At 33.9% G+C, this 11,895-nt stretch carries 9 protein-coding genes and 1 pseudogene; 1 reads left to right on the top strand and 9 read right to left on the bottom strand.

Translation table 11 applies throughout. From position 1 onward, the window contains the following. Nucleotides 1–62: 62 nt before the first annotated feature. From BW731_RS08065 to BW731_RS13120, 3 genes and pseudogenes are all read right to left on the bottom strand, one after another. Nucleotides 63–1,316: an extracellular solute-binding protein gene (locus BW731_RS08065; RefSeq protein ID WP_079347188.1), complete on the bottom strand. Its 1,254-nt coding sequence runs from the start codon at nucleotides 1,314–1,316 to the stop codon at nucleotides 63–65. An 81-nt stretch (nucleotides 1,317–1,397) separates the two neighbouring features. Then, a complete protein-coding gene (locus BW731_RS08060; RefSeq protein WP_079347186.1) occupies nucleotides 1,398–3,170 on the bottom strand; it encodes a glycoside hydrolase family 13 protein in 1,773 nt (590 codons plus the stop codon). 22 nt (nucleotides 3,171–3,192) lie between these two features. Continuing rightward, a pseudogene (locus tag BW731_RS13120) lies at nucleotides 3,193–4,832 on the bottom strand (alpha-glucosidase). Nucleotides 4,833–5,021: 189 nt separating this feature from the next. Here BW731_RS13120 and BW731_RS08050 point away from each other — a divergent pair. Then, on the top strand, nucleotides 5,022–5,978 hold the full coding sequence (locus BW731_RS08050; protein ID WP_079347184.1) for a LacI family DNA-binding transcriptional regulator: 957 nt from the start codon (nucleotides 5,022–5,024) through the stop codon (nucleotides 5,976–5,978). 34 nt (nucleotides 5,979–6,012) lie between these two features. Here BW731_RS08050 and BW731_RS08045 read toward each other — a convergent pair whose 3' ends face one another. The 6 genes from BW731_RS08045 to BW731_RS08020 form a co-directional block, all read right to left on the bottom strand. Further along, the gene (locus BW731_RS08045; protein WP_079347183.1) at nucleotides 6,013–7,035 is read right to left on the bottom strand and encodes a Gfo/Idh/MocA family protein; all 1,023 of its coding nucleotides are present in this window, start codon (nucleotides 7,033–7,035) and stop codon (nucleotides 6,013–6,015) included. Between the two features lie 11 nt (nucleotides 7,036–7,046). Beyond that, nucleotides 7,047–8,015 (bottom strand): sugar phosphate isomerase/epimerase family protein, encoded by a 969-nt coding sequence (locus BW731_RS08040; protein ID WP_079347181.1) that lies wholly within the window; start codon nucleotides 8,013–8,015, stop codon nucleotides 7,047–7,049. A gap of 18 nt (nucleotides 8,016–8,033) precedes the next feature. Then, nucleotides 8,034–8,744: a ThuA domain-containing protein gene (locus BW731_RS08035; protein ID WP_079347179.1), complete on the bottom strand. Its 711-nt coding sequence runs from the start codon at nucleotides 8,742–8,744 to the stop codon at nucleotides 8,034–8,036. Nucleotides 8,745–8,752: 8 nt separating this feature from the next. Next, nucleotides 8,753–9,832, bottom strand: a complete 1,080-nt coding sequence (locus BW731_RS08030) for a Gfo/Idh/MocA family protein (protein WP_079347178.1) — start codon at nucleotides 9,830–9,832, stop codon at nucleotides 8,753–8,755. Nucleotides 9,833–9,909: 77 nt separating this feature from the next. Then, nucleotides 9,910–10,785, bottom strand: coding sequence for an AraC family transcriptional regulator (locus BW731_RS08025; RefSeq protein WP_079347176.1), 876 nt, complete (start codon nucleotides 10,783–10,785; stop codon nucleotides 9,910–9,912). A gap of 92 nt (nucleotides 10,786–10,877) precedes the next feature. After that, nucleotides 10,878–11,885, bottom strand: a complete 1,008-nt coding sequence (locus BW731_RS08020; RefSeq protein ID WP_079347175.1) for a LacI family DNA-binding transcriptional regulator — start codon at nucleotides 11,883–11,885, stop codon at nucleotides 10,878–10,880. Nucleotides 11,886–11,895: the final 10 nt, after the last annotated feature.

The following is an 11,895-nucleotide window of genomic DNA, read 5'->3' as shown; positions in this document are numbered from 1 at the left end:
ACCTTCTTTAGTATAAATAAAACAGCAAAAGAATGTCTTTCGCTGTTTATAATAGTCATTGTTTATTCACTATATTTTTGTGAAATATTATCATTAATAATCTTAACAGCTGCTTGTGCTGCTTCTTTAGGAGACATTTCCCCTGAGGCTGCATCAAACATTAAGTTTTCTCCACCTGCCCAAACCTCAGCCATTTCAGGAATATTAGGCATTGGACTTGCTGATTCATATTGATCAATAACAGCAGTGGTAATAGAATCATTTTTAGATTTTGCATATTCTCTTGCTTCGTTGTTCGCTGGAACTTCTTTTGTCATATCATAGAAAACTTTTTGATTGTCTACATTTGTTAAATAATCAACAAATTTTTGACTGAGTTCTTTATTTTTTGAATAATTACTTACTACCCAAGCTTTTCCTCCACCAAATGGTTCGTATTCTTTTCCATTAGGTAAAGTGGCGATTTTAGCTGCCCCATAATCAACATTTGATTCTGAATAACCTTGAGCAGCCCACGGACCATTAATTACAACGGCTGTTTTACCATTGATAAATTGATTGTCAATAAAATCCCCAGCACTTTTTATGTCCATCATCCCTTTAGGCCATACATCTTGATACCATTTTGTTGCATACTCAATCCCTTCAATCGATCCTTTACTTGCTAACCCAACATCTTGAGGATTAGTACCATCATCTCCGAATACATACCCGCCATAACCAGCTAATAAACCATACGCACTATAAAAATCTGTCCATTTTGCTAAGAAAGCAACATTTTTTTCTTTTTCACCTTCAAATGCATATTTTTCATCTTTTGACATTTCTTCTAATTGTTCAAACGTTGTTGGAGCTTCGTTAATAAGTGCTTTATTATAGTACATAATTAACGTTTCAATAACAGCTGGAGAACCAAAATATTTACCATCTACAGTTACTTGTTGTTTATCTTTATCATTGTAATGACTGTCTTCTGATAACTTAACTTCTGCAATATGACCTTGCTGTCCCAAAGGTCCTAATCTATCATATGCTGACATCATCACATCTGGTGCTTTTCCAGCTGGCCCATCTAAAGAAAGTGCATCTAATTGATCAAACATGTCTTTTTCAACTAATTTAATCTTGATATTGTTTTCTTTTTCAAAATCACCTTTTACTTCCTCTAAGTATTTAATGTAACCCTTATCGACTGAAACGGTTAATGTATTATTTCCACTTTCTTCTTTACTTGTTTTATTTCCACCACATGCTGTTAGTGCAACAACTGCACTAAGTGTTAATAAACCAATACCTATTTTTTTCATCTTGTTCATCTAAATTATCCCCCTATATATCAACTAACTACACTCTAAGATTATGTTGTTACACATTTCATTGCAAACGCTTTTTTGTTGTTATCGATAACATTTTTTATACAAAACAAACCCTTTTGGTTTAATGATGACTTTTTCTGAATCTAATACAATATTCTGACTAAATACCACATTTTCTTTATTATCTAAATCAATGTTTTCTGTCAAACTGTTATTAAAAATTGCAATCAGTTCTTGATTATCTAATACTCGTTTGAAACCAACAATATTTTTATCATTATCCAATAGATTAAAATCTAAGGAACCATAACTTATAATATGTTGCTCGTTATGTCTAAGTTGTATCAACTCTTTTATAAACTCATAAAACTCTTTATCCTGTTTGTCCTCTTCCCAAACCATACATCGACGGCAATCAGGGTCATTTTCTCCTTCCATCGCATACTCTGTTCCATAATAAATACATGGTGAGCCTTGTTGCAAAAACGTAAAAGCTAATGTCATTTTTGCTAAATCTTTATCGCCATTACATAATGTCAACAGTCTTGTCGTATCATGTGAATCTAAACAATTAAACATTACTTGATTAGTTTGATTTCGATATAACATCAATTGTTCGTACAATCCACTTGCTAACTTAGTTGAACTAATATCTTTTTTAACAAAATAATTTATAATTGTTTCCGTATAGGCATAATTCATTACAGCATGGAATTCATCACCATTTAACCAACTTTGAGAAGAATGCCAAATCTCTCCTAGTATATAGAAATCTTCTTTTAAAGAAGTTGTTTCATGATAGAAAGCTTTCCAAAAATGATGATCTACCTCATTAGCAACATCTAATCGCCATGCATCAATGTCAAATTTTTCTATCCAATACTTAGCTATTTTTAACAGATACTCTCTTACTTCTGGATTAGCTGTATTTAATTTTGGCATGCGAGGTGTAAAAGCAAAAGTGTCATAAGCAATTGTTGTTGCTCCCTCAAAATTACCATTTTTTCCGAATTCTACCGGATAACGATTAATATGGAACCAATCTTTATATTTAGACTTTTCTCCATTTTCTACAACATCCAACCATTCTTTTGAATAATATCCTGTGTGATTAAACACAGCATCCAACATAATTTTTATTCCTTTTTCGTGTGCTTTTTCAACTAATTCTTTAAAAAGTTCTTTTGTACCAAATTGAGGGTCAATCTCAAAATAGTCGATTGTATCATATTTGTGATTTGAGCTTGCTTTAAAAATTGGACAGAAATAAATACCATTAATTCCTAGGTCAGCTAAATGGTCCAAGCGATTAATCACACCTTGTAAGTCTCCTCCAAAAAAATCATCACGATCAGGATTTTTTGAGCCCCATTTCAAAACATTATCTGGATCATTTGTTGTATCACCATTATCAAATCGTTCAGGGAATATTTGATACCAAACAGTTTTCTTAACCCATTCTGGCGTCTTAACTCTATCTATATCATGAAAATACGGTAACCTAAAATAATTCTCCGCTTTCATACGTGCCTGCTCAGTCATTTCAAATAACCCTCTATCACCGTAAAATACACGCTCTTTATTATCAGTTAGCTCAAACGCATACTGTAACCGCTTAAAATCGGCTATTTTTTCAATAAACCAATAATCATAGTCTTCTGTTTGCGCAATTATTTGCATGTTTTCTGAATGGTTATACCATTTAGTTTCATGAATTAAATATGGGTCTCCACTAATAAGTTTTACATTAGATATATCGTTTCTTTTGGTTCTTAACCGAATATGCATAGTATCTTTATCATATAAATAAGCATACTCACTTTCAGGTCTGTGATATAAAGCTGCTTTTTCCATCTTATAATCTCTCCTATATGTTTTAAGTTTTATATACAACAAATTCATACGGTGCTATCTGTTTTTCATTCTCCAAACTACCTAATAAAATCTTTGATGTACTTGGAATAACGATATCGATATCGTTTATTTGTTTATCTGATAAATTAGCTATAACTATTGCTTCTTCACTTTTGTAAAATCTTTTATAAGCTATAATCTCAGGAGGTGTATCCAAAAAATTTACGTGTCCTTCTTGGAATAGCGGGGTCTTTTTTAATTCAAGTAACTGTCTGTAAAAATTTAATATACTATGTTCATCTTTTTCTTGCTCCGACACGTTAAAACCGTCTTCCTGATTAATACTGTTCCACGGAGAAACTGATGAAAAACCAGCATATTCTGTTGAATCCCATTGCATACAACCTCGACTAACTTCTTTATGTTTTTTGGCTAAACTTCTTAATACTTCCTCTGGATTATATCCTTGTGTTATCAGGGACTGATACTCTTCAACTATTTTTTTATCTTCAAAGAAATCAATTGTTTGAATGTCTAAATTTTTCATCCCTATTTCTTCCCCATAATAAATAATAGGTATCCCTTTTAATAAATACATTACTGTTGCAAACGACTTAGCACTTTCATGCCTATAAAAACTAGTATTACCAAATCGTGACAACACACGGGGCATATCGTGATTATTCCAATAAAGAGTAGGCTTTTGCTCATTCGATAATTCATTTTGCCATTTATAAATTGATTTTTTAAAGGAAATAACATCTAAGGAAGTAGTTAAATGACTCTCTTTCTCGAAATGACTTTTTTCTCTAAAATGATCAAATGAGATAATGGTGCTGCATAAGTTTTCCGAAATATAATCTTTACCTATAGTTGGCGTTGCTGATGCTGCTTCACCTAAAATAAAAACATCTGGTTTTATTTTTTTATTTCTCTAATAAAATGAGATAAATAGTGTTTAACCTTTGGCAAATTTGCATAGTATTCTTCGGCTATCACTGGTTCGCAACTATTAGTTTCTTTTTGTTGATTAAAATCAGCTTTAGCTATATGAATAAACGCATCTAACCTAAAACCATCTATGCCTTTACTTATCCAATACTTAGCTATATCTAACATTGCTTTTTGAACTTCTAGGTTTTCCCAGTTTAAATCGGGCATTTCTTTATCAAAAAGATGAAAATAATATTGATGACTCAATTTATCCTTTTCCCATACTGATCCGCCAAAAAAAGAGGCCCAATTATTTGGCTCTTCACCATTGATAACTGCATCTTCCCATATATAATAATCCCGGTAAATATTATCTTTTCCTTTTAAAGCTTCTTGAAACCATGGGTGCTTTGATGATGTATGATTTAATACCAAATCAAAAATTATTTTTATTTCTCGTTTATGCGCTTCTTCTATTAACGTTTCGACATCATCGACATTTCCAAAAATATCATCAATCGCATAAAAGTTAGAAATATCGTAACCGTTATCAATTTGTGGTGAAACAAATATTGGATTTATCCAAATTGTATTAATCCCAATACTTTTAATATAATCTAATGTTGAAGTAATCCCTTTAATATCACCTATACCATCTCCATTAGTATCTTTAAAGCTCTTGGGATACACCTGATAAATAATTGCTTCCTGCCACCAATTTTTTTGCATGCTCTCCCTCCTTATCTAACATCAGTCTAGAAAATGTTACACTAACATACAAGCACAAAAATAGTGTTAGCGTTAACATTATTGGTATAGTAACACTAGGCTAAGGATATTTAAAATATATGATGAAAATTATACGAATACAGGTATAATTATAATTAAGAGAACCTTGTAAAGGAGTGTACGACGTTTATGGTAACTTTATCTGATGTTGCTCGAAAAGCAAATGTTTCAAAAATGACAGTTTCAAGAGTCATAAATCACCCAGAAAAAGTAACAGACGAATTAAAAGAACTTGTCTTTCAAGCAATGAAAGACTTAAATTATAAACCAAATGCTGCAGCTAAAGCACTTGTAAATAACAAAACTCAAATTATAAAATTTTTTATTTTAGAAGAAATTGATACAACTGAACCCTACTATATGAACCTCTTGATGGGCATATCAAAAACACTCGATCAATATCAATACTCTCTCCAGTTGATTACACAAAACAGTTTTGACTTAGGACAAAGTGATGGCTACATTATCACTGGTATGAGAGAAAAGCATGCAGAGTGGATTGAACGACTTGAAAAACCGTTTGTCTTATTTGGAGAAAACCGATACGGGTATGATTATGTTGATACTGATAATGCCTTAGGTACCTCTTACGCCACTCAACATGCGATAGATTCTGGATATACCAATATTGTTTATATCGGAATTGATGTAAAAGAATCATTTGAATATTCTCGTGAGGCAGGATACATCAATACTATGCAAAAATACAAAATGGTACCTAAAATATATCGTTTCGATAATCGCTCACGATATACATTTGACTTTATTACAAAAAATATTCACCGGTTTCCTAAAAAAACTGCCTTTATTTGTAGCTCGGATAGATTAGCTATTGGAATTGAAAGAGGAATACAAAATAAAGGAGAAAAATTACCTGATGACTATGGTATCATCGGTTTTGATGGCGTATTCTTAGATCAAATTGCTCATCCACAACTAACTACTATTAAGCAGCCTGTCATTGAGATGGGAATGGCGTGTGCGACAATGATTCTTAATAAAATCAAACAAGATGGAGCACCTCAAGGAAATGAACTTTTCAATCCAACTCTTGTTGTTAGAGGTACGACAATAAATAGAGAGTAACAAACAGGATGATATCTTCCTGTTTGTTACTCCCTTATTTTGCCACTTCAAATATTCTTTCAATCAATGCCAATACATCTCTTACTTCTTCGTTTTTTACAATAGGGACTGCTCCATTTTCTACGACATCATGGAAATTTTGATAAAATCCATCATAATCTGCCTCAACTTCAACGATTGGTAAGGTTGTAGTCGCATCTTCTGAAGGCGGGGACATTGTTTTAGTTAATCCTTGTCCTGCTTTAATTGGTACTAAGTTATGATGATCAATCACGCCTGTTTGTTTCACTACTTTTCCAGATAGGTCCCAATCATCAATGACAGCTGTTCCTTCCAAACCTTTGACATACCAACGTGGTAATTTAACAAAATTGGTTGTACCAACTTCAACTAACGCTTTGACACCATTTTCAAATGTGATGTACGCAATAAAGCCATCATCCACTTCATCACCTAATACATAGCTTAAATCAGCGGACACCTCTTTTACTGGACTATCTACCATAAAAAGAAGTTGATCCAGTAAGTGAACGCCCCAATCAAGCAACATTCCCCCACCATGTTTCTCTAAATGGCGCCAGTCTCCTGGAATGCCATTCGCTCCATGAACACGTGACTCAATTTGAAATAACTCACCAATCGGTTTCTTTCGATACATATCTTGAATGATTAAAAAGTCATTATCCCATCGTCTATTTTGATGCACCATCAACACTTGTCCTGTTTCTTTTGATACTTTGATGACATCATCTAATTCTTTTGTTGACATCATCGCCGGTTTTTCACAAATCACGTGTTTTCCATTGTTCATTGCACAAATAGCCAACTCTTTATGGACATCATTAGGTGTCGCAATCAATACTGCGTCAATCACATTATCTGATAATAACGCTTCTAACGATTCATACGTTTTTAGTCCCGCATTTTTTGCTGCATCCAAACGATCTTTTTTTATATCATATACACCGACCACTTGTACCCCGTCTTCTTTTTTTATTAATTCACGGTGGTGATAGCTTCCCATACCACCGTAACCAATAATTCCTATATTAAGCATTTGATGACCTCCTATGCCCACCACATATCTGTTGGTTTGTCATTAATCATGATTGATTTTAAATTAGTTACTGCACGAGAAAACCCTTCATCGATTGACATCAATGGATCTTCATGCTCGATACTTAATACGTAATCATATCCATATAATCGCAATGCACTAATAATATCTGACCAATCTTGTAAGCTATGTCCACAGCCAACTGATCTAAATGTCCACGCTCTTGACTGAACATTTGTATAAGGTTGCATATCCGTCACACCATACATATTCATGTTATCTTGATCTAAATAGGTATCTTTAGCATGGAAATGATGAATCGCATTTTCTTTTCCTAAAATTTTAATCGCACCAACTGGTTCAATTCCTTGCCACCATAAATGAGAAGGATCCAAGTTACACCCGATATTATCTCCCGCAGCATCACGTAATTTCAACATAGTATATGGTGTATGAGCTAAAAAACCTCCATGAAGTTCAATCCCAATTTTCACTCCAGCTACTTGGCATTCGTGATTGATATCTTTCCAGTAAGGGATTAATTTATTCTCCCACTGATAATGATAGATATCTGTGTAATCTGTTGGCCATGGTAAAACAGGCCAGTTCACAGATGTATCAGTTTCATTTCCTCCACCAACACCAGAGAATCCATTTACCACTGGCACATTCATTAGAGATGCCAACTTAATTGTTTTTCTTAATAGTTCGTCCGCTTCTTTTGCTTCTGCAGGTTTTGGTGAAATAGGATTATGATGTGCACTAAAGGCACTAATTTCTAATCCTTTATCATTTAATTTTGCTTGGTATTCTCTTCGTTTATCACTGCTGGCGAGTAACGCGTCCACATCACAGTGAGCACTTCCTGGAGAGCCACCTGTTCCAATCTCAACCATTTGTAACCCTTGTTCCGCTACTTTTTCAATCATGTCATCAAATGATAGGTTATTAAATAATGGGGTAAAAACACCTAATTTCATCTTTGTTTCCTCCTAATATTATAAGTCTTCTAATGGTTTATGATGTCCATATGTTGGATAGGTACTATCAATCGGTCGACACCACTTCACTGCATTTTTAATTACTAACTGAACTTGTTTATTATAGTAAGATGGATAGGTTTCGTGACCTGGTTGGAAATAAAAAATCTTACCATTTCCTCGTCTAAAGGTACAACCACCTCTAAATACCTCGCCACCTTTGTACCAATTCACAAAAATCAATTCATCGGGTGCTGGGATATCGAAGTGTTCGCCATACATTTCTTCTTTTTCTAACTCAATGTATTCGCCAACCCCTTCTACAATTGGATGACTTGGATTTACATTCCATATGCGACAAGTTTCATCCGCTTCACGCCACTTCAAATCACATGATGTCCCCATCAATGACATAAATAGTTTAGACATGTGACCAGAATGCAACACAATAAGTCCCATTCCTTGTAGGACACGTTGATGCACACGTTGGACAATCTCATCACTCACTTCATTATGAGCAATATGTCCCCACCAAATCAATACATCTGTATTGTTCAGTACATCTTCTGTTAAACCATGTTCTACTTCATCTAGGGTAGCTGTTTTAACCTCAAACTCTTCTGTTAAAAAAGACGCTAACTGCTCGTGAATACCATGAGGATAAACTTCTTGTACCTTTTTATCGATTTTTTCATGTCTGTATTCATTCCACACTGTTACGTGAATCATCTTTTCACCTACTTATTAAAATATACTGGCTCGCCAGTTTTTGATGACTGATAAATCGCTTCTAAAATTTCTGTGACAACTAAGGCTTGCTCGGGTAGAACAACTGGATCAGTATCATTTAAAATTGCTTGAACGAAGGACTGTGCTTCTAACAATGCCGGGTCATTTCCTTCACCATCATAAAAATCAACGCCACCTGTTTCTAGTTCAATATGTTTTTCATACAGTAAACCATGATCTTCACCATTAATTGTTAGGCCATCAAACATATCCGCGCCACCTTTTGTCCCTGACAAACTAGTTTTCGCTTCTCCAACTTGACGGCTATTTAATGCCCAACTTGACTCTAAAGAAATCGTTGCGCCATTTTCCATTGTAATGAAACCAAAAGCCGAATCTTCTACAGTGAATTTTTCTGGATCCCAAGGTCCCCACGCATTTGCTGCGTTTTTTGTTGGTGACAATTTATGATAGGTATTTCCTACCACATATTTTGGTTTGTAGTTATCCATCATCCATAATGTTAAATCCAAAGCGTGTGTTCCTATATCAATCAGCGGACCACCGCCTTGTGCTTCTTCATCAAGAAAGACTCCCCAAGTTGGCACAGCACGACGGCGAATCGCATGTGCTTTTCCGTAATAGATGTCTCCTAATTCCCCTTCTTCACATACCTGATGCAAGTAATTCGCAGCAGTTGTAAAACGATTTTGGTACCCTATCGTTAATTTTTTTCCTGTTTCTTTCGCAGCTTCTAACATCGCTCTTGCGTCCTGACTTGTTTTAGCCATTGGTTTTTCACACATCACGTGTTTATCCGCTTTCATTGAAGCGATTGAAATTTCTGCATGTGAGTTATTCGGTGTACACACATGAACAACGTCAATTGTTTTATCTGCTAATAACTTTTTATAATCTTGATAAATAGCTGATTTGGTTGTACCAAACTCTTCTTTTGCTTTTTCAGCTCGTTCAACAATGACATCACAAAATGCCACCATTTCGACTTCTTCTACTTTACTTAGCGCTGGCATATGTTTTCCATTAGCAATACCACCGCATCCAATAATCCCTACTTTTAATGTCATAAAAAAACCTCCATCGTTTTCTTGTTGATACATTCATCATACAAAAAAATGATAAGGTTTTCTTCCTGTTATTTTGGTCAATTATTCCCATATATTGTCTTATGGTATTTTAAAGGGGATAGTCCAACATGTTCTTTGAATACATGATGAAAGGTTTTAACACTATTAAATCCTGAGCGTTCTGCCACTTCAATCATTGGAATATTTTCATGAGAAAGAATATATTTAGCTTGATTTAATCGGTACTCTGTCAGAAATTGACTAAAATTTTGCCCTGTATTTTTCTTAAAAAAACGTGAAAAATAATATGGGCTAAATCCCACATATTTGGCAACATCCTCTAGTGTAATCACCTCTTGAAAATGATTTTCTATGTAAATAAACACATCATTCAGTCTTTCTAACGTCTGTTTTTGATGAGCTGATTCAACAAAATTTCCTTCTTTGAGTGTACGATTTTTTTGAGGAATCTCACGATAATAGAATACCAATAGTTGGTGTAACAGACTTAATATAGCATAATCATAGCCCAACTTTTTTTGCTGTACTTCTTTAAATAATTTTTCTACAAGACTTCTCATCTCTTGCTCGACATCTTTCCCCCAAAACCGACTAAGATTTTCTGCTTTTTCAAATAACATGACAATGTCTTTATAATCTGATTGATTTACTAAATAATTTTGAAAAACTGTTAAATCAAATTGATAGACAATCCGTGTACTGCCAGGAGATGCTAAAAAATAATGAGACTCACCACTACCAAAAATAAAAATTTCCCCTTCTTGCACTTGAAATAATTGATTATCATAACCAATATTGACTAGCCCTTTTGTCACATATATCATCTCAATTTCTTTGTGCCAATGTGGTGGTACAACAATCTCTCCTTGGTTTTCAAATGCCCTAAAAGGTAGGCTATTATCCCATTCTGGTATTTCTAAATATAAACTCATTATCTTCCCTCCTTAATTATCTCAAGTTGTCTTTCTTGTATTATATAAAAAAATCCACCAATATTCTAAAAAGAATTTGGTGAATTTTTTTATTAATAGTCTATGACACTTTCTCGTTCAATTAATTGGTGTGGAATAATCACTCTTTTTTTCAACTCATCCGGATAATTGACTTGGTTTAGACACTCCAGTACAGCTGACTTTGCTAGTTCACGTGTATTAATATCAACTGACGTAATATAAGGGTGAATCAATGTTGAAAAAATAGAATTATTGAAACTAATAACAGACACATCATCAGGAACTGTTAGACCAATCAATTGGATAAACTGAATCACTTTTAAAGCGAACATATCATCAAGCGCAATGCATGCCGAGATTTTCCTTTCACTTAACAAGGTATCTAACTGAATAAATTCATTGTTTTTTTCTAAATCACATACCGGATAGCAAGGTAAGTGATTATCTTTCAAACACATTTCATACCCATAAAAACGTTCCTTAAAGAAGTTTTCAGTTGAATTATTTGTTACAAATAAAATATCCTTGTGTCCCTTATCAATGAGGTACTGTGTGACACTCCTACCTAGTAGCTGATTGTCATTATCAACACAGCTAGTGTCATTATAATAACGATATGGGTGTCCAATAATGGTAAATGGAATATTTTTCTCAATTAAAAAGTCTAAAATGAGGTCATTTTCTTTTACATACATCAAGATAAAAGAGTCCACTCGTCTTTGTAAATAAAGTAGTGTCACTGCTTCCAGTAATTCTGTTTCAGTATTACCTGATGCTATAGCAAGACTCACTTGATGTTTACTTGCTTCTTCATTCATTGCCGTAATCGCTTCTAAATAGAATGGTTCACTTGCTCGCTCTTTAGATTCAATAATTGGCAAGACTACCCCAATAGCATTAGATAGTTTACTAACTAAGTTTCTTGCTGAAATATTTGGAACATAGCCTAACTTATCCATTGCTTTTCTTACGCGCTCTTTGGTTTCTGCTGAAATACTTGGATGATCTTTCAAAACACGCGATACAGTTGATGGTGCAACACCAACTTCTTTTGCAACATCCTTTATTGTAACTCCCATAGTTTTATCT

It is taken from the genome of Vagococcus martis (assembly GCF_002026305.1).
Taxonomy (GTDB): Bacteria; Bacillota; Bacilli; order Lactobacillales; family Vagococcaceae; genus Vagococcus; species Vagococcus martis.
This window is presented reverse-complemented; position numbering and strand designations above follow the sequence as displayed.

Bases quoted from the DNA above. Each gene is read 5' to 3' on its own strand.
- BW731_RS08065 (WP_079347188.1), bottom strand. From the start codon at position 1,316: ATGAACAAGATGAAAAAAATAGGTATTGGTTTATTAACACTTAGTGCA.
- BW731_RS08060 (WP_079347186.1), bottom strand. From the start codon at position 3,170: ATGGAAAAAGCAGCTTTATATCACAGACCTGAAAGTGAGTATGCTTAT.
- BW731_RS08050 (WP_079347184.1), top strand. From the start codon at position 5,022: ATGGTAACTTTATCTGATGTTGCTCGAAAAGCAAATGTTTCAAAAATG.
- BW731_RS08045 (WP_079347183.1), bottom strand. From the start codon at position 7,035: ATGCTTAATATAGGAATTATTGGTTACGGTGGTATGGGAAGCTATCAC.
- BW731_RS08040 (WP_079347181.1), bottom strand. From the start codon at position 8,015: ATGAAATTAGGTGTTTTTACCCCATTATTTAATAACCTATCATTTGAT.
- BW731_RS08035 (WP_079347179.1), bottom strand. From the start codon at position 8,744: ATGATTCACGTAACAGTGTGGAATGAATACAGACATGAAAAAATCGAT.
- BW731_RS08030 (WP_079347178.1), bottom strand. From the start codon at position 9,832: ATGACATTAAAAGTAGGGATTATTGGATGCGGTGGTATTGCTAATGGA.
- BW731_RS08025 (WP_079347176.1), bottom strand. From the start codon at position 10,785: ATGAGTTTATATTTAGAAATACCAGAATGGGATAATAGCCTACCTTTT.
- BW731_RS08020 (WP_079347175.1), bottom strand. From the start codon at position 11,885: ATGGGAGTTACAATAAAGGATGTTGCAAAAGAAGTTGGTGTTGCACCA.